18 protein-coding genes are annotated in these 17,180 nt (G+C 62.5%); 8 read left to right on the top strand and 10 right to left on the bottom strand.

Features of this window, described 5'->3' with window-relative positions; all coding sequences use genetic code 11:
- Nucleotides 1–52 precede the first annotated feature (52 nt).
- From AC2A1F_RS10075 to AC2A1F_RS10060, 4 genes are all read left to right on the top strand, one after another.
- Entirely contained in the window at nt 53–1,648 is a 1,596-nt protein-coding gene (locus AC2A1F_RS10075) for a cisplatin damage response ATP-dependent DNA ligase (RefSeq protein ID WP_484208623.1), read from the top strand.
- Nucleotides 1,649–1,833: 185 nt separating this feature from the next.
- On the top strand, nt 1,834–2,022 hold the full coding sequence (locus AC2A1F_RS10070) for a hypothetical protein (protein ID WP_298282072.1): 189 nt from the start codon (nt 1,834–1,836) through the stop codon (nt 2,020–2,022).
- Nucleotides 2,023–2,092: 70 nt separating this feature from the next.
- The gene (locus AC2A1F_RS10065; protein ID WP_484208622.1) at nt 2,093–2,503 is read left to right on the top strand and encodes a group II truncated hemoglobin; all 411 of its coding nucleotides are present in this window, start codon (nt 2,093–2,095) and stop codon (nt 2,501–2,503) included.
- A gap of 162 nt (nt 2,504–2,665) precedes the next feature.
- Entirely contained in the window at nt 2,666–3,319 is a 654-nt protein-coding gene (locus tag AC2A1F_RS10060) for a YoaK family protein (RefSeq protein WP_484208621.1), read from the top strand.
- Here the strand turns inward: AC2A1F_RS10060 and AC2A1F_RS10055 are convergent.
- The 5 genes from AC2A1F_RS10055 to ftsH all read right to left on the bottom strand — a co-directional run bounded on the left by AC2A1F_RS10055 (nt 3,300) and on the right by ftsH (nt 8,848).
- Complete coding sequence (locus AC2A1F_RS10055) at nt 3,300–3,584, bottom strand: DUF167 domain-containing protein (protein WP_484208620.1); 285 nt, start codon at nt 3,582–3,584, stop codon at nt 3,300–3,302. The genes AC2A1F_RS10060 and AC2A1F_RS10055 overlap by 20 nt on opposite strands.
- Entirely contained in the window at nt 3,565–4,131 is a 567-nt protein-coding gene (locus AC2A1F_RS10050) for a gamma carbonic anhydrase family protein (protein WP_484208619.1), read from the bottom strand. The genes AC2A1F_RS10055 and AC2A1F_RS10050 overlap by 20 nt, the downstream gene beginning before the upstream one ends.
- Nucleotides 4,132–5,124, bottom strand: a complete 993-nt coding sequence (gene hemB / locus AC2A1F_RS10045) for a porphobilinogen synthase (protein WP_484208618.1) — start codon at nt 5,122–5,124, stop codon at nt 4,132–4,134. It lies immediately after the preceding gene.
- Between the two features lie 37 nt (nt 5,125–5,161).
- The gene (locus AC2A1F_RS10040) at nt 5,162–6,739 is read right to left on the bottom strand and encodes a peptidoglycan DD-metalloendopeptidase family protein (protein WP_484208617.1); all 1,578 of its coding nucleotides are present in this window, start codon (nt 6,737–6,739) and stop codon (nt 5,162–5,164) included.
- Nucleotides 6,740–6,913: 174 nt separating this feature from the next.
- Nucleotides 6,914–8,848: an ATP-dependent zinc metalloprotease FtsH gene (gene ftsH, locus AC2A1F_RS10035; RefSeq protein WP_484208616.1), complete on the bottom strand. Its 1,935-nt coding sequence runs from the start codon at nt 8,846–8,848 to the stop codon at nt 6,914–6,916.
- A gap of 264 nt (nt 8,849–9,112) precedes the next feature.
- Here ftsH and AC2A1F_RS10030 point away from each other — a divergent pair, with 264 nt between their 5' ends.
- Nucleotides 9,113–9,265 (top strand): hypothetical protein, encoded by a 153-nt coding sequence (locus tag AC2A1F_RS10030; RefSeq protein ID WP_484208615.1) that lies wholly within the window; start codon nt 9,113–9,115, stop codon nt 9,263–9,265.
- Nucleotides 9,266–9,275: 10 nt separating this feature from the next.
- Entirely contained in the window at nt 9,276–10,151 is an 876-nt protein-coding gene (locus AC2A1F_RS10025; RefSeq protein ID WP_484208614.1) for an HpcH/HpaI aldolase/citrate lyase family protein, read from the top strand.
- Nucleotides 10,152–10,221: 70 nt separating this feature from the next.
- Here AC2A1F_RS10025 and tilS read toward each other — a convergent pair whose 3' ends face one another.
- The 5 genes from tilS to AC2A1F_RS10000 all read right to left on the bottom strand — a co-directional run bounded on the left by tilS (nt 10,222) and on the right by AC2A1F_RS10000 (nt 16,039).
- Nucleotides 10,222–11,154 (bottom strand): tRNA lysidine(34) synthetase TilS, encoded by a 933-nt coding sequence (tilS, locus tag AC2A1F_RS10020; RefSeq protein WP_484208613.1) that lies wholly within the window; start codon nt 11,152–11,154, stop codon nt 10,222–10,224.
- Between the two features lie 28 nt (nt 11,155–11,182).
- Nucleotides 11,183–12,148: a tetratricopeptide repeat protein gene (locus AC2A1F_RS10015; RefSeq protein ID WP_484208612.1), complete on the bottom strand. Its 966-nt coding sequence runs from the start codon at nt 12,146–12,148 to the stop codon at nt 11,183–11,185.
- Nucleotides 12,149–12,249: 101 nt separating this feature from the next.
- Nucleotides 12,250–13,287, bottom strand: coding sequence for a helix-turn-helix domain-containing protein (locus tag AC2A1F_RS10010; RefSeq protein ID WP_484208611.1), 1,038 nt, complete (start codon nt 13,285–13,287; stop codon nt 12,250–12,252).
- Between the two features lie 142 nt (nt 13,288–13,429).
- Nucleotides 13,430–15,709 carry a phosphoenolpyruvate--protein phosphotransferase gene (gene ptsP, locus AC2A1F_RS10005; RefSeq protein WP_484208610.1) on the bottom strand — a complete coding sequence of 760 codons (2,280 nt, stop codon included), beginning with the start codon at nt 15,707–15,709 and terminating at the stop codon, nt 13,430–13,432.
- A gap of 171 nt (nt 15,710–15,880) precedes the next feature.
- A complete protein-coding gene (locus AC2A1F_RS10000) occupies nt 15,881–16,039 on the bottom strand; it encodes a YdcH family protein (protein ID WP_292629761.1) in 159 nt (52 codons plus the stop codon).
- 298 nt (nt 16,040–16,337) lie between these two features.
- Here AC2A1F_RS10000 and AC2A1F_RS09995 point away from each other — a divergent pair, with 298 nt between their 5' ends.
- Together AC2A1F_RS09995 and AC2A1F_RS09990 are read left to right on the top strand one after the other, a co-directional pair.
- Complete coding sequence (locus AC2A1F_RS09995) at nt 16,338–16,535, top strand: YdcH family protein (RefSeq protein ID WP_292629634.1); 198 nt, start codon at nt 16,338–16,340, stop codon at nt 16,533–16,535.
- A 127-nt stretch (nt 16,536–16,662) separates the two neighbouring features.
- Entirely contained in the window at nt 16,663–17,151 is a 489-nt protein-coding gene (locus AC2A1F_RS09990) for a DUF1465 family protein (protein ID WP_484208609.1), read from the top strand.
- The last annotated feature ends 29 nt before the right edge of the window (nt 17,152–17,180 follow it).

Below are 17,180 nucleotides of genomic sequence, written 5' to 3'. Positions count from 1 at the left end.
AAAGTTCCGCTCATGCTGAGCTTGTCGAAGCATGCTGCACAAGGGCCGCGCCATGAACCGTTTCGCCGCCCTGCTCGACGCGCTCGTCCTCACGCCTTCACGCAATGCCAAGTTGGCGCTGCTGGCCGATTACTTGCACGACACGCCTGACCCGGACCGGGGCTGGGCTCTGGCCGCACTCACCGATGGGCTGGACTTCCCCGCTGTAAAGGCCAGCCTGATCCGCAGCCTGATGGCCGAGCGGGTAGACCCGGTGCTGTGGACATTGAGCCGCGACTACGTGGGCGATACGGCGGAAACCGCCAGCCTGCTCTGGCCCGAACCGCTTGGCCAGCGCCTCCCCGCCCCAACCGTCGCCGAAGTCGTCGCCACGCTCCACGCCACCACCCGCACCACCGCGCCGGTCATTCTGGCCGAATTGCTTGACCGTCTTGACGTCAATGGTCGCTATGCACTTCTGAAGCTTGCGACCGGCGCGATGCGCATCGGCATCTCCGCGCGCCTCGCCAAAGTCGCCTTCGCGCAGGCTTTCACCGTCAGTGTCGAGGACGTGGAGGAATACTGGCACAGCCAGACCGCACCCTACACCCCGCTGTTCGATTGGGCTGCGAACGGCGCACCCCCGCCGCGCACCGATCTGCTCCCCCTGTTCCGCCCCTTCATGCTCGCCCACCCGCTCGAAGCCGAAAGCCTCAATCTTTCCGAATATGCCGCCGAGTGGAAATGGGACGGCATCCGCGTGCAGATTGTCCATGTAGCGGGCGAAACCCGCGTCTATTCGCGCAGCGGTGACGATATCTCCGCCACTTTCCCCGAAGTCACCACCGCACTCACCACGCCCTGCGTTCTGGACGGCGAACTGCTGGTGCGCGGCGCACATCAAGGCGGCGAGACCGGCGGCGCAGCCAGTTTCAACGCGCTGCAGCAACGTCTTGGCCGCAAGACCGTGTCCAAGGCGATGCTGGCCGAATCTCCAGCCTTCGTCCGCCTTTACGATCTGCTGATCGAGGACAAGGAAGACTTGCGCGAGTGGGCGTGGGAGCAGCGCCGCGCCCGCTTGGAAGCGCTCGTCCCGCGACTTGACGCCACCCGCTTCGACATATCGCAGGTCATCCCGGCCAAGGACTTTGACGATCTGGCCGAAATCCGCAGTCGTGCGCGGGATGAGGCCATCGAGGGCGTCATGCTCAAACGCCGCGATTCCCCCTATGTCGCTGGCCGCCGCACGGGTTTGTGGTACAAATGGAAGCGCGATCCGCTGCTGATCGATTGCGTGTTGATGTATGCCCAGCGCGGCAGCGGAAAACGCTCGTCGTTCTATTCCGATTTCACCTTTGGCTGCTGGAATGGTGATCCCGATGCGGGGGCTGAACTGCTGCCTGTGGGCAAGGCCTATTTCGGCTTCACCGACGAGGAACTGAAATTCCTCGACCGTCACGTTCGCCAGCACACCGTGGGCAAATTCGGCCCTGTGCGCGAGACCGACAAATCGCTGGTCTTCGAAGTCGCATTCGATTCAGTCCACACCAGCAAACGCCACAAATCGGGCGTCGCCATGCGCTTCCCTCGCATCAGCCGCATCCGTGCCGACAAACCCGCGCACGAGGCCGACCGGCTCGATACATTGAAGGCGCTGATTGCCGATTGAGACAACGCTCCTCAACCCCCGCTCATCCTGAGATCCTGAGCTTGTCGAAGGGCGAAGGATGTTTGCGCCGGGATTCGCATCCTTCGACAGGCTCAGGATGAGCGGGGTTTTGCTTGGACATCCGCCTCGACAGGAACCCAGCCCAGCCATCCCCGTTATCTGCAAAACAACGGGGAGAGAACGACGTGCCAAGTCTGCTGCTGGCCGCACCTGCTGTGGTGCTGGGTAAACTTGCGTGGGTTTCGCTGCGTACGGGCGGTGAATGGATGCGCCATCGGCAATGGGATGCGGTGGCGACCCATCTTGCCATCGGGGCTGCGCTTGGTGGGATGGCAGCGGGCCTTGCGGTGATGGCTTTGCCTGAGCGGGGTTGATCACGGTCAATGTTGGTAGGCGCTCCGCCCGGCACACCTGAGGCTCCCGATCCCCAGCTGGAGCTGCCCTGTGTCCACCCAAGTCGAAGCCGCCGCGCCTCTTGCAGCCACCCCTTATGAACGGATCGGCGGCAGCTCGGCCATGCGCCGAATTGCCGAACGGTTCTATAATCTCATGGACACGGACCCCGCTTACAAGGCCCTGCGCGCCATGCACGCGGCTGACCTTTCGCCAATGCGCGAATCGCTTCCAGCCTTTCTGGCGGGATGGTGCGGCGGTCCGCGCGATTGGGCGCAGGCCAACCCCGGCAAGTGCATGATGTCGATGCACAAACCCTTTCCCATCACCCGCAAGACCGCCCAGCAATGGGCCGATTGCATGACCCGCGCCATCGCTGACGCCGGTGGGGAAGACCGCGAAATTGCTGATGCCTTGACCGACGTGCTGGCGCGCATTGCCATGAGTATGGCGCGGGACTGATCTTCTCGCTTACCTGTTTTTCAAACCGCCCCCGTCCGTCATGTCAGCGCCGGGTGTCTCGACTTCGTGCCAAAGCACGAAGTTTATCCCGAGCTCGTCGAGGGGCTCGACACGAACGGGGACGGGTTTGTTGCAAGGGGAGTGTAGGCTAAGCTTGATCCCATGATCGAATATGACCGCCCGCGCCGCCGCTTTGCCATCGCGCTTGCCGCCATGGCGGGGTTCATCGATGCGGTCGGGTTTCTGTCGGCAGACGGCTATTTCGTGTCGTTCATGTCGGGCAATTCCACGCGGCTTGGCGTTTCGCTCGGCACCGATCCTGTGCATGCGGCCATGCCCGCGCTGCTGATTGCCGGGTTTCTGGGCGGGGTGACAGGCGGCGCGCTGCTTTCGCACCGGGCAGGGCCACAGCGCAAACCCGTTGTGCTCTCGCTGGTCGCGCTAATGCTGCTGATTGCGGCGATCGGGCGCATGATCGGCCTGCCAGCCCTGATGCTCGGCGGGCTGGTCGTGGCGATGGGCGCGCTCAACAACACCTTCCAGCGCGGCGGCGAAGTGACCGTGGGCCTGACTTACATGACCGGAGCGCTGGTTAAACTGGGACAAGGCATCGCCAATGCTCTGGCGGGCAAGCCCAACAGCGGGTGGCAAGCCTGGGCCAGCCTGTGGGGCGGATTGCTGACAGGCGCGGTGTTGGGCGCTTTCCTGCAGGACCGCCTGCCCACCGGGTGTCTGTGGCTGGCCGCAGCTTATTGTGCGCTGATGGTCGCCGTTGCCCTGAAGCTACCGCCCGAAGCTACCCTCGCGGAATCCTGAACAGCTTTTCGCGCGAAGTTGCGCCGCGCAACATTTCCACTTGCGATGGTGCAACGCCCAGCGCCTGCGCAAGCAATGCCAGCACCGCCGCGCTGGCTTTGCCATCTTCAGGCTTGGTGCGGACTTTCACCAGCACCTTGCCGTTCACGATCTCCACACCTTCGCTCCGCGCGCCGGGCGTCACGCGCACGGCCAGCCGTCCCGCAGCATCAGCCAGTGCTTGGAGATCAGCCGCTGCGGGCAGATCAGCCTTCGGGCGTGCCAAGAACCGCGGCCTTGTGCGCCTGCCCATTGCGGACGTAATGCTGCACGCCGCGTTGCATATCAGCAATCGCCGCGTCGTTCAGATCGCGCATGTAGGATGCAGGTCTGCCGCTCCATAGCTGGCGAGAAAGCACGCGCTTGCCGCCGGTCAGCATCGCGCCAGCCGCCAACATGCCGTCGCTTTCTATCACGGCCCCGCTCATCACGATGGCTCCCAGCCCCACGAAGCCGCGATCATGGATCACGCAGCCATGCACCATCGCCAGATGGCCGATCAGCACATCCTCGCCGATGATGGTGGGGAAGCCGTCGGGCTTTTCAGGCCATGCGCTGTCAACATGGATCACGCTGCCGTCCTGTACATTGGTGCGCGCGCCGATGCGTATGCGGTTCACATCGCCACGCAACACGCAATTGTACCAGATGGACACGTCGGGACCGATCTCGACATCGCCGATGATCCGGCACCCTGGCGCAATGAAGGCGCTCTCGTGAATGCGCGGGGTCTTGCCGTTCAGCGTGATGATCGAAACATCGGGGTAGGTCATTTACTTGCCCATCAGCCGCGCCGCATGGGCCGCATGATAGGTCAGCACGCCCGAACAGCCCGCGCGTTTGAACGCCAGCAGCGTTTCCAGCACCATTGCATCGCGATCAGCCGCACCCGCCGCCACAGCCGCTTCGATCATCGCGTATTCGCCGCTGACCTGATAGGCGAAGACGGGCACGCCAAACGCCTGCTTCACGCGCACCGCGATATCGAGATAGGGCAAGCCGGGCTTGACCATCACACTGTCCGCGCCCTCAGCCAGATCCATTTCCACCTCGCGCAGCGCCTCTTCGGCATTGCCCGGGTCCATCTGGTAGGTCTTCTTGTTGCCTTTCAGCAGACCGCTCGAACCCACGGCATCGCGGAACGGGCCATAGAAGGCCGAGGCGTATTTGGCGGCATAGGACATGATCTGGACGTTGGCGTGGCCCGCCTCTTCCAGCGCCTCGCGGATCGCACCGATGCGGCCATCCATCATGTCGGACGGCGCGATCACGTCTGCGCCTGCTGCGGCCTGATTCAAGCTTTGCCCCACCAGTACGTCTACTGTTGCATCGTTGAGGACATAGCCGTTCCCGTCGATCAGCCCGTCTTGCCCGTGGCTGGTATAGGGATCGAGCGCGACATCGGTCAGTACGCCGATATCATCGCCACAGGCATCCTTGATCGCGCGGATGGCGCGGCACATCAGGTTGTCGGGGTTCAGCGCCTCTTCGCCGTTTTCGCTGCGGCGGTCGGGCTGCGTGTTCGGAAACAGCGCAAGGCAAGGAATGCCAAGCGAGACTGCTTCCTTGGCGCGCGCCACGATCCCGTCCACCGACCAGCGCGAAACACCGGGGAGCGACAGAATCGGATCTTCCACGCCCTGCCCTTCGGTCACGAACAGCGGCCAGATCAGATCGGCAGGCGTCACAAGCACTTCGCGGTGCAGGGCGCGGCTCCATGCAGTGGCACGGGTGCGGCGCAGGCGAGTCAGGGGATAGCTGGTCATGGATCCAAGGCCTAGCGATTGCGCGCGGCTCCTGCAATCAACGAGACGTGTTGGCCCTGATCGCGGTCACTTGCGCCAGCTTGGCCCTGAACGCCGCCAGTTGTGCAGGGTCGACCGTGGCGCGCTGGACGACAGATGTCATCGACAGCGGGTTCACCGTCTGCCCATTGCGGTACATCTCGTAATGCAGGTGCGGGCCGGTGGACAGGCCGGTGGAGCCGACATAGCCGATCACTTGCCCGCGCCGCACAGACATGCCCGGCGCCACCGCCACGCGGCTCATATGCGCATAGCCAGTGCCGATGCCCCCGCCGTGATCAATCCGAACGTAATTGCCGTGCCCGCCGTGCCAGCCGGCAAAGTTCACGCGGCCATCGGTGGCGGCATAGATCGGCGCGCCCCAGCCTGCGCCAAAGTCTACCCCGGCGTGCATCCGCACATAGCCAAGGATCGGATGGCGGCGCGCGCCGTAGTAGGAAGTGATGCGTCCGTTGACGGGGGAGCCAAGGAAGCCGGTGGATTCTTGTGAACCCTCGGCCATGCCCTGCGGCGAATAGAACGCGCCGTCCTTGCCCCAGCGCAGCAATTGCAGCACCGGCTTGTTGGCGCGGACAACGCCTGCATAGATCAGATCGCCCGCCTGCTGCTCCCCACTGGCGGCGCGGCGGTTGGCAAAGACGAGGTCGAATTCATCGCCTGGCGCGATTTCCTCGAAGGCCAAGTGTTCGTCGATAGTGCGCAGATAGTCCTGCACGGCCGATGGCGGGGCACCTGCGGCGCGGGCCGAGCGGTAAAGGCTCCCGCCCACGATTCCGCGAATGCGCATCGGCGCGGTATCGACCGCGATGGCATTGGCAGCCAATGCCAGCCCGCCGCCACTGCGTTTCACGTGAAGCGCCAGATCGAAGCGGGGGCGGAACGAGAGGTCCTCCAGCGGACGGGGCTGCGATGGCGATGTGCGCGCGCCAAGGCGGATGGCAAAGCGGGTGCCGGGCGGGATCGTGCCGGGCGTGATTTTTCCGCCTACCAGATCAAGCACTTGCACGATATCGCTGCTGGCAAGGCCCGCCCGCTGCAACATGCGCGGAAAGCTGTCACCCGCCCCCAGCGTTGCGGTCAGATCGATGCTCGGCCGCTCGGGCGCGGCGGCGAGCGGGGTAACCGCGGCGGTGGCGGTCATATGGCGGCCGCTGTCAGCGCCGAAGCTCAACGGGCGGATTCCCTGCACGCGGAATTCATCAATGGATGATTCGTCAAGCGCGGCAAGCGGTGCGGCCTGGAGCGGGGCGAAGCTGGGCCACATCAGGACAGCGGCGGCCCCCAGCGTGAGCATCGTGCCAAAGCCAAGAAACCAGCGCGCGCTGCCGATCTCTTCGGCAAGGTCGATGGCGGGGTCGTTTGCGGCAAACCAGCGCTCGATTGCGGCAGCCAAAGCGCGCTTAGGTGCGCCTAGGTGCATCTTGGTGCTGTTCAGGATGGCATCGGATTCGGGCGCAGCAGGCGGCGTGGAGCGAAGGCCAAACCCGCTCCCACCACCAGCGCCTGCAAACGCCATCATCTGATCACGCGGTGTAAACACGCCCTGCCCTGTAGCCGCTTCATCACCGGACTGCACGGACAAGGTTAATGTTCAGTGAAATTGCTCTGAATGAGGGCGGTCGGCGGCGCGGTTGGGCGTCCTTCGACAGGCTCAGGACGAGCGGTTTTTGGTGTGCGGGTGGGCTTCAAAACGCGCGCACAAAAAGGGCGGGAGTTTACCCCCGCCCTTTCCGTTTCAATTCAACCGCGATTAGGCCGGTTGCGGGCTGGCCGTTCCGCCGAACTTCTTGCCCGAACGCGGCACGGCAGAGCCTTGCGCTGCCACCGGTCGCGAAGAGCCGCTCGGGTTTTGCGGACGATCAATCTTGCCGCTGTCGAGCAGTTCCTTGATCTCGTCGCCGGTCAGCGTCTCATATTCCAGAAGTGCCTGAGCAAGCAGATGAAGCTTGTCTTCGTTGCCCTTCAGAATGTCGGTAGCGCGGGCATGGGCGCCATCGACAAGGCTGCGGATTTCGCTGTCGATCAGCTTGTTGGTTTCGTCCGACGAGAACAGGCGGGCCGAACCGCCCATGCCGAGATAGCCTTCCTGCTGGTCTTCATACTGCAGCGGCCCCAGCTTTTCGGACATGCCCCACTTGGTGACCATCGAGCGCGCCAGCGAGGTAGCGTACTGGATGTCTGACGATGCGCCGGAAGAGACCTTATCATGCCCGAAGATGATCTCTTCAGCCACGCGGCCACCCATGGCCACCGACAGGTTCGCGTGCATCTTGTCACGATGGTAGGAATAGCTGTCCCGCTCTGGCAGACGCATGACCATACCCAACGCGCGGCCGCGCGGGATGATCGTGGCCTTGTGAATCGGGTCAGACGCCGGTTCGAACACCGAGGCGATGGCATGGCCCGCTTCGTGATAGGCGGTCATCTTCTTTTCATCGTCGGTCATGACCATCGAGCGGCGTTCCGCGCCCATCATGACCTTGTCCTTGGCGTCTTCAAATTCCTGCATGGCGACAAGGCGCTTGTTGCGGCGCGCGGCCAGTAGGGCAGCTTCATTCACCAGGTTGGCAAGATCGGCGCCCGAGAACCCGGGCGTGCCGCGCGCGATGGTGCGCGAGTTCACGTCTGGCGCCAGCGGCACCTTCTTCATATGCACGGCAAGAATCTTTTCGCGGCCTTCGATATCAGGGATCGGCACCACGACCTGACGGTCAAACCGGCCCGGACGCAGCAGTGCGGGATCAAGCACATCAGGGCGGTTGGTGGCCGCGATGATGATGATGCCTTCGTTGGCCTCAAAACCGTCCATCTCGACCAGCAGCTGGTTCAGTGTCTGTTCGCGCTCATCATTCGAATTGCCCATGCCGTTTCCGCGATGGCGGCCGACCGCGTCGATTTCGTCGATAAAGACGATGCACGGTGCATTCTTCTTGGCCTGTTCGAACATGTCACGCACACGGCTTGCGCCGACGCCGACGAACATTTCGACGAAGTCTGAACCGGAAATGGTGAAGAACGGCACGCCAGCTTCACCGGCAATCGCGCGGGCCAGCAGCGTCTTGCCGGTGCCGGGGCTGCCGACCAGCAGCGCGCCTTTGGGGATCTGTCCGCCAAGCTTGGAAAAGCGTGACGGATCGCGCAGAAATTCGACGATTTCCTCAAGCTCTTCACGGGCCTCATCAATACCGGCAACGTCATTGAACGTGACCTTGCCCGACCGTTCGGTCAGGAGCTTGGCCTTTGATTTGCCAAAGCCCATCGCGCCCGATCCGCCACCCTTCTGGACCTGACGCAGCGCGAAGAACGCAACGCCCAGGATCAGCAGGAACGGCAGCGAATTGGCGATGATCCACATCAGCATGTTGGGCTGTTCAGCCGCCTTGCCCGCATATTGCACACCGTTTTCCTGCAGCAGCTTGGGCAGGTCCGAATCGCCGGGCACCGGAATGGTGGTGAACTGGCCACCATTCTTGAGCGTGCCGATGATGCGGTCTGGCGCGATTTCTACTGAACGGACGACACCTTCAGCCACTTGGCCGCGGAACGCCGAATAGGGGATCGAAGTGGCGCTTGGATCTGCGCGCGATCCGAACATCGAAACCACCAGCAGAAGGGCGAGGAAAATGCCGCCCCACACCAGAAGGCTCTTGATCCAGGGATTGGCCGGAGGCTGATCGTCGTTCATCGGGAGTCTTTCCGCATTCGCCAAAGCAGGCGTTATCCCGAGTCAATGTAAGACTGCCCGGTTAAAGCGCAATATAGCGCGTTCAGGCTTTTTGAGCGACCTGCACTGTGGTGGGATGACCTTAAAGCCCTCTCTGGTCGCCGCTCAAGTCCTGCAGCGGATAGATGTGGTCAGACACAGGGAACCTCACTGCCACAAAGATGCTGGCATAATACGCGCCAAGCAGCAGCACTCTAGTTCGCGTTAGGAGCGGTCCACTCGGCGATGCTCTCGACCAGTGGCATGGGCCGCGCGCAGGAATATCATGTGGAACGCCACTTGCGCAAAAGCCTGTTTCCGCGCACCGCATCGATTGGCCCACAGATGATCCTGAACTTCATTGCCGACAAAGTGCTCGGCCTTCCCAAGCTGTATTGAGGGTGCCAGAATGATCCCGATGAAAATGCGTTCATGGCTGTTTGCGCCGGGCGACAGCGAGAAGAAGATGGGCAAGGCTTTGGCTGGGCCTGCCGATGTCGTCTTGCTCGATCTGGAAGACGCGGTGGCGACCGAGACGAAGCCGGTTGCCCGCGCGATGGTGCGCGATTTTCTGGCTGCCAACGTGGCTGATCGCGCGCGTATCTGGGTGCGGGTAAACCCGCTCGATGGGCCGCACACGCTTGACGATCTCGTTGCGATCATGCCGGCCAACCCCGGCGGCATCATGCTGCCCAAGGTCTACAGCCGCGCCGATGTCGAACTGCTCGACAAGTATCTTGCCGCGTTCGAAGCCATGCACGGCATTGAACGCGGATCGACCCCGGTCATCGTGCTGGTCACTGAAACCGCCGAGGGCATGTTCCACACCGGCACCTACAAGGGCGCACCGCGCGTGATCGCACTGACGTGGGGGGCCGAAGATCTGGCCGATTCCATCGGGGCCAGCAGCAACCGCAACCCCGATGGCAGCTATGGCTTCACCTTTGAACTCGCCCGCAGCCTTACGGTGCTGGGTGCAGCCACGGCGGGCGTTGCAGCCATTGATACGATCCAAAGCGATTTCCGTGACCTTGAGGCATTGCGTCTGCGCGCCGAAAAGGTGCGCCGCGATGGCTTCTGCGGTATGCTCGCCATCCATCCCGCGCAGGTCGATGTGATCAACGCGGCGTTCACGCCCAGCGAAGCAGAACTCGCCGAAGCGCGCGAGATCGTCGCCGTGTTCGCAGCCAATCCCGGCGTCGGCGCGATTGGCTGGAAGGGCGGCATGCTTGATCGCCCCTACCTCAGCCGCGCGCAGGCACTGCTGGCACAGGTCGGCGAGTAATGAACAAGTGCGGGCGATGCCCGAAACGCTCAATCTTGGTGTTTGGCTAAAGAATCACCATGGGGCAGACTTAGTGCCTTCGCCCTGCCACCCGGGTGAAGCGCCATGACCCGCGGCGGGCATCGCCCTTCACCTGACCTAGTGTGGCAACGCCGCCTGCCCGCAGAGTCTCCAACCAGCGTGAAAGAGCAGGCCCGCGCGCATTCGTGCTTTGGTGCTCTGCCACGATCCGTTCCAGAATGCGCATGCCAAGGACCACTGGCAGATCGGAAGGCGGGTTCCACGTGAAACCGGCTTCATGCCTTTTCACATCCATCCACAGCTGGTCCACTACCCAATCGAGCGCCTGATCGGCCTGTGCCAAATGCTGTGCGCTGGCGGCAAATCCCAGTGTATCAAAGGCTTCGCTTGCGGTCATGGCGTCACGCACGCGGACCCGTTCGTAAGCGGGATCACGGTTAGAAGGATCGTTGACTGCGCTGATGTCGGCCGCCTGCACCACCTGCGCGAGTTCCGCCCTGCGCCAGCCCAACAAGGGCCGCAGCAGCGGCAAGCCTGCCGTGCCGGGCACCACCGCGCGCGGTCGCATGGCAGCAAGGCCACGCAGGCCAGCGCTGCGATTGAGGCGCATCACCATGGTCTCCGCCTGATCATCGGCATGATGCGCAGTAACCAATGCGGACAACCCTTGCTCGGCACACCATTGGCCAAGCGCGGCATAACGGGCGGCACGGGCGCGCTCTTGCACGGCGCTTCCTTTGGCGAGTGACAGCGCCAAGGTGGTGTGCGCGATATTGAGCCTTGCGCAGAGCGCCGCAACCATCGCCGCCTCGTCTGCGGCTTCCGGGCGCAAGCCATGGTCTACGGTGGCTGCACAAAAGTTGCGCGGCGCAACTTCGTGAAGCAGCAGAAGCAGGGCCAGGCTGTCTGGCCCGCCAGAAACAGCAACGCCGACCGTGCCGTGTGGAGCGACCGCCCGCCACGACGCGACAAAGCGCGCCACGGGAGCGGTCAGGCTATTCCCGGCACCATTACTTGCACTTAACAGACGCGCGTGCCGCGTCATATTGGGTCTTCAACCGGCCGATGATTTCATTCGGATAAGTCGCCGCCATTTCGGCAAAAGCCCCGCAGGCCTTCTCGTTGTCCTTGAGCTTCACCATGGCATTGCCAAGATAGAGCAGACTGTCTGGCGCGCGAGCGCCTTTCTTGTCGGCCAGATAGTTCTGCAGGAAGAACTGTGCTGCGGTTCCGGGCTTGCCATCGTCAAGCCATGCGCGGCCCAGCAGATTGCGACCGTGGCTGATCATCTTGTGCTTGGGATAGCGATCCACGAAAATCTGCAACTGCTGCTGCGCTTCGGGATAGAATTTGGCCTCCCACAGACGAAAACCATACATGTATTCATCTTGCCCGGCATCGCCCGTTGCAGGCTTTTCAATGGCCTGAACCGCCGCAACGCGCGTAGCAGCGGGCGTGGCTGGCTTTGCAACAGGTTTTGCCACGGCAGGCGTTGCGGGCTTTGGTGCAGATGTCGTTGCCGGCGGAGGCGATGCTGGTACGGGCGTTGACGTGGGAGTGGGGGTTGGCGTCACCTCGGGCGGTGGGGCCGCCGCAGCTTCAAGCCGGGCCAGACGCTCCTCCAGTTTGGCCGAACGGTTCTGGCCTTCCTCAACTTGTGCAGTCAGGCGCGCCATCTGCGCTTCCATCGCATCGATCCGCGCCAGAATATCGGATACCGCCGAAGCAGCAGGGGTCCCTGTGGCAGTGGGCGCTACTTTGCCTGGCGTAATTTCAGGGACGAACGTTTTGCCCGCACCTTCGGGGAAGACCTTGCGCTGGATCGCGCGGACTTCAGCCTCAATCCGGCGCAGGCGCGCTTCGGAATCGGCCTGCGCAGTGGATTGCGCGTGAACCGGCGCAGCGATCGGCGCGGCAAGCCCGAGCATCAGCACGGCAAGCGGATAAGTATTGCGGAATTTCACAGTCATCTTCATTCCCGTTGATCGCATGCGCCTGATCCGGGGGCGCAAACGTAAACCTGAAGGTTTAGCCTAACAGCGTAAATGCCCCAGAGCGGCGTTCAAGTCGAGACGCGTCAGCGCAATCCGGTGGATGCAGGTGGCGTTTCCGCAGCAGTTGCCGGGGCTGCTGCCGGAACTGATGAAGGCACGCCTTCGGCGTTGGGTGCCTGCGCTTGCCGAGCTGCAGCTGGGCGACGTGAACCAGTTGGCCGCAGTACGGAACGGGTTGTCGGCGTCTGGCTGCTATTCTGCACGTTCGCATCCGCCGGCTGTGTGGCCGATTGCGGGGTGCCACGGGCCAGAAGCGCAGCAGCACTTACCGGCACATTCTTTACGATACCTTCGCGCTCGGCGATACGCGGCACAGGTTGGCCGCCGATAGTGATGGTCAAGGCATCGGGCCGGCCGGTCCACAATTGCGGGTTTTGCGCCGTTTCGGGCACCGTAAAGCTTTCACCCATCGCAAGCTGCTTTTGCAGGATCTGCTGGCCCTGACCGTCATAGAACTTGACCCAGATCTCGTTTTCGGTTGCCGTGAAAACGACCGGACCTGAGGGAGCTGCACTGGGCAGCGGCACCACTGCAACCTGACCTGACGATGCCGTGACGGGAGCTTCCGCTTCTGCGCCGACGAGCGAGGGCAAATCTGCCGATGGCAGATAGTAACTGCGCCAGAAGACAAGACCGGCCAGCGCGATGGCAACCGTCAGCCCCAAAGCAAGCCAGGTCGTCAGGCGAGAGGGCGTCTTGGCCGGATCGCCCACTTCGAACTGGTTGATAACACGCGGCGGGGGCGGTGGGGCCTGAGTATCAAGCTCTGCGCGGATGGCATCGGCGATGATCTTGTCATCAAGGCCAACTGCGCGCGCATAGCTCTTGGAAAAACCGAGCGCATAAGGTCGCCCCGGGAGAGCCGCATAATCGCCGCTTTCCAACGCCTCAAGATGGCGCGATGTCACGCGGGTGCGCAGCGACAGCTGCTTGATATCAAGGCCTGCCGCTTCACGCGCGGCGCGCAAGGTTTGTCCCACGGAAAGCCGGCGCGGCTCGCCTGCAGGAATGGGAGCGTCAGATTCGTTGGTAATGGCCTGCGACCCGCCGGCTTCGGTCAAAACGCGACTCCCGTATTTTTGCTTCGTATTTGGTCTTAGTATTTGGCAACCGTTTGTGAAGCGTTCGCTGCAAAGCAACAAAAGTCAACGTCGTTCGCGGAAGAATGGCGGAAATCCGCGATGAATTGCTCCGGTCTCGGCGTCAGTCACACTCGATTCCGCGCTCCTGCGCCCAATCGGCAAGCGTAGCACGCATGTCGCGCGGCGGTTCGGCCAGCCAGCGGTCCATCGCGGCGCGGATTTCGGCAATATCGATTTTGCGCACCAGTTCCTTGACCGGGCCGACAGCGGCGGGCGTGATCGACAGGCGGGTGATGCCAAGGCCGAGCAGCGCCAGCGCTTCCAACCGGCGGCCACCCATTTCGCCGCACACGGTGACATCGGTGCCAAAAGGCGCAACGCTGGTAACCACCCGGCGCAAAAAGCGCAGAATCGCAGGCGAAAGCCAATCGTAGCGTTCAGCCAGTTTGGGGTTGGCGCGATCGGCAGCAAACAGGAACTGCGTGAGATCATTCGTGCCGATCGACAGGAACGACAGGCGCGGGGCCAGCACATCGAGCCATTCGGCCAGCGCCGGGACTTCGAGCATTGCGCCATAGCGGATGGCTTCGGGCAGCAGCTTCTTGCGCTGGCGCAGGAAGGTGAGCTGGCCATCGAACACCGCCTTGGCCGCATCGAATTCCCACGGTTCGGTCACCATCGGGAACATGACGTTGAGCGTGCGGCCCCCGGCAGCTTCAAGCAGAGCGCGGGCCTGCACCTTCAACAGGCCATCGCGTTCGAGCGCAACGCGCAGTGCGCGCCAGCCCATGGCGGGGTTTTCTTCGGCCTCGCCTTCGTTGTGGCGCAGATAGGGCAGGACCTTGTCCCCGCCGATGTCCACGGTGCGGAACACGACCGGCTTGTCTCCGGCGGCTTCGAGCACATCACGATAGAGCCGCGTCTGCCGTTCGCGCGAGGGGAGCGTGGCCGAGACGAGGAACTGGAATTCGGTGCGGAACAGGCCGATCCCGTCCGCGCCGGTTAGCCCCAGCATCGGCGTATCATCGCGCAGGCCCGCGTTCATCAGGACCGTGACGCGGGTGCCATCGCGTGTGAACGGCTCCACTTCGCGCATGGTGGCATAATGCGCCTGCTTTTCACGATTCTTGGCAAAGCGCGCCTCGAACGCCTCGATCAACGAAGGTGCCGCGCGGACATCGACCACGCCCTGATCGCCATCGAGCAGCAGGTGATCGCCTTCGCGCACTTTGCCGCGCAGCGCACGCATGCGGCCAACCACCGGAATGCCCATGGCACGCGCCACGATCACCACGTGCGCAGTGAGTGAGCCTTCTTCGAGGATCACGCCTTTCAACCGCCGCCGGTCATATTCCAGCAGTTCCGCAGGCCCCAGATTGCGGGCGATCAGAATGGCATCGCCTTTCAGGCCCATCGTGGCCGCGGTGCCCAACTGGCCCGAGACGATGCGCAGCAGGCGGTTGGACAGATCCTCAAGATCGTGCATCCGGTCTGCCAGCAGCGGATCGTCGATCTGGCGCATGCGCATGCGGGTGCGCTGCTGCACGCGCTCAATCGCGGCTTCGGCGGTCAGCCCGGAATCGATCGCCTCGTTGATCCGGCGCGACCAGCCTTCGTCATAGGCGAACATGCGATAGGTTTCGAGCACCTCCTCATGCTCTCCCCCCATGCCGAATTCGGCCTGACTCGCCATGCGATCAATCTGTTCGCGCATCTTGTCGAACGCCAGATAAACGCGCTGACGCTCGGCCTCAGTGTCTTCGGCAACGATGTGTTCGATGGTGACGCGGGGCTGGTGGAACACGGCAACGCCGCTGGCGAGGCCCTTGACCAGCGTGAGGCCGGTGATGCGGTCCGGCCCGGTCAGGTGTGCAGGCACGCCCAGCACTTCTTCATCATCGATCAGTTCGGCATTGGCGATCAGTTCGGACAGGACCATCGCCACGGTCTGCAGCGCCTCGATCTCAACCTCTTCATAGCGGCGCGGCTCAACATGCTGCACCGCCACAACACCCACCGCGCGTTCGCGCCGCACGATGGGCACCCCGGCAAAGGAGTGGAACTTTTCCTCGCCGGTTTCGGGGCGGAACGCGAAGTCCGGATGGGCGGCAGCTTCGGCAAGGTTCAGCGTTTCGACATTGCCCGCAATCGTGCCGACCAGACCCTCACCCACGGCCAGCCGCGTGACGTGGACGGCCGCCTGATTGAGGCCGCGTGTGGCAAACAGCTCGAGCATGCCTTCGCGCAGCAGGTAGATCGAGCAGACCTCGGAATCGAGGTTGTTGCCGATCACTTCGACGATCTGGTTGAGCTTGGCCTGCGCACCGGCGCGGGAGGCCATGACCTCGTGCAGGGAGGTTAAAATCAGGCGGGCGGCGGTAACGGCGCTGAGCATGGGCATAGAACTACCCTACCGCAGATGTTTTGGGAATGTTGCGTGAAATCCGATGCGGTTGCGATTGGTGATGAATTGGTATGAGTGGGAATGACGAAATGTTTTTGTTCCGAAAGTTAGAATGCAAAAGAGCCGCCCAGCAGGGCGGCTCCCTAAGCGAAACACAATGCGGGGCGATCAGTGGAGACCGTTGATCTCTTCCTTGATCTTCAGCTTTTTTCGCTTGAGCTGGGCAACCAGCCTGTCATCGGGGAGGGGCCGGGACATCTCTGCCTGAATCTGTCTTTCAAGACCGGCATGCTTGTTCTGGAGAGCGCTGATATGCGTTGATTCCATGCGTTTTCCTCCTTTGGGGAAAGCCCCCTTCAGCTGCCTGCACCAAGCCATCCCAGAAGGGAGATTTGCCGCAGGCTTGCGCTGCACAGCAGGGTTCGGTTTCGTCATGATTCCGACTCGCGCCGTCAACGCGTTGTCATGCTCCCACATTACTCGTATCTTGCAAGTGCAGCCGCGCTGGATTGTGTCGGTTTACGGGTTGATCCGTAGGTCGCTGGCAAGACATTCGTAGGCCGGACCCAGAATGTGGCGTTAGTAGAATGTGGCGTTGATTGCGTGTGAGGGAGTTGGGCGGAACGTGACCGAAGAGGAAATGCGCAAACGGCTTGCCGCGTTGACCATCGAGCATCGCGATCTTGATGCTGCGATTGACGCGCTGACCGCTGCCGGAACGCGCGACCAGTTGCAAATTGCCCGGCTCAAGAAACGCAAATTGTTGCTCAAGGATCAGATCGCTATGATCGAGGACTATCTGATCCCGGATATTATTGCCTGATATCAACACCATGACGCTGACCATGCCAGACAGGCATCTGTCCCGTTAAGAAACGTTCAGGAAATGGGACAGTCTGCGGGCCGCTGGCCGGTTGGCCAAACCGCAACAGCGGGCCTATGCGATTTGCATGGCCCTCTTGCCCAGCCTCAACCCGCGCATTGTCGAAGCGCTCTATGCCGAAGCGCTCGGTCTTGCCGAAGCGGTGCGTCAGCGGTTTGAGCGGCTGCGCGTGGAAACTGCGGCAAACGGTGGCGAGGATGACGAAGATCTGCGCCGGGTACAGGTAAGCTGTGAGGCGTTGCGCACGACCACGCGGGTCATGCACTGCCTTGCATGGCTGCTCAATCATCGTGCGCATTTTGCTGGCGAGCTGTCCGAACTGCAGCTGCGCCGCCATGGGCGACTGATTGCCAATTTCCCCGCGAGCGAGCTTGCCGTGGTGGAAAGCCTCCCGGCCGATGTGCAGGCGCTGGTCCATGAGAGTGAGCGGCTTTATCAACGCATTCAGCGGCTTGAGGCATCATGGCGCACAACGAACCTGACCGGCGAAAGCGCGGTGCGTCGCTTGCGCGAACGGCTGATCCGCGCGGTCGGCGATGCGCCCAGCGCGGCCTGAACGGGCAACTGCCTGATTCAGAACGGTCA

The sequence above is a fragment of the Novosphingobium sp. HNCC26BN242 genome, from assembly GCF_057180525.1.
The sequence above is the reverse complement of the archived record's forward strand: the minus strand, read 5'-3'. Positions and strand labels throughout refer to the sequence as shown.

What these genes read in the sequence shown, in the direction of transcription:
- AC2A1F_RS10075 (WP_484208623.1), top strand. Translation starts at nt 53, where the DNA reads ATGAACCGTTTCGCCGCCCTGCTCGACGCGCTCGTCCTCACGCCTTCA.
- AC2A1F_RS10060 (WP_484208621.1), top strand. Translation starts at nt 2,666, where the DNA reads ATGATCGAATATGACCGCCCGCGCCGCCGCTTTGCCATCGCGCTTGCC.
- AC2A1F_RS10050 (WP_484208619.1), bottom strand. Translation starts at nt 4,131, where the DNA reads ATGACCTACCCCGATGTTTCGATCATCACGCTGAACGGCAAGACCCCG.
- hemB (WP_484208618.1), bottom strand. Translation starts at nt 5,124, where the DNA reads ATGACCAGCTATCCCCTGACTCGCCTGCGCCGCACCCGTGCCACTGCA.
- ftsH (WP_484208616.1), bottom strand. Translation starts at nt 8,848, where the DNA reads ATGAACGACGATCAGCCTCCGGCCAATCCCTGGATCAAGAGCCTTCTG.
- AC2A1F_RS10030 (WP_484208615.1), top strand. Translation starts at nt 9,113, where the DNA reads ATGCTCTCGACCAGTGGCATGGGCCGCGCGCAGGAATATCATGTGGAA.
- AC2A1F_RS10025 (WP_484208614.1), top strand. Translation starts at nt 9,276, where the DNA reads ATGATCCCGATGAAAATGCGTTCATGGCTGTTTGCGCCGGGCGACAGC.
- AC2A1F_RS10015 (WP_484208612.1), bottom strand. Translation starts at nt 12,148, where the DNA reads ATGAAGATGACTGTGAAATTCCGCAATACTTATCCGCTTGCCGTGCTG.
- ptsP (WP_484208610.1), bottom strand. Translation starts at nt 15,709, where the DNA reads ATGCCCATGCTCAGCGCCGTTACCGCCGCCCGCCTGATTTTAACCTCC.
- AC2A1F_RS10000 (WP_292629761.1), bottom strand. Translation starts at nt 16,039, where the DNA reads ATGGAATCAACGCATATCAGCGCTCTCCAGAACAAGCATGCCGGTCTT.
- AC2A1F_RS09990 (WP_484208609.1), top strand. Translation starts at nt 16,663, where the DNA reads ATGGCCCTCTTGCCCAGCCTCAACCCGCGCATTGTCGAAGCGCTCTAT.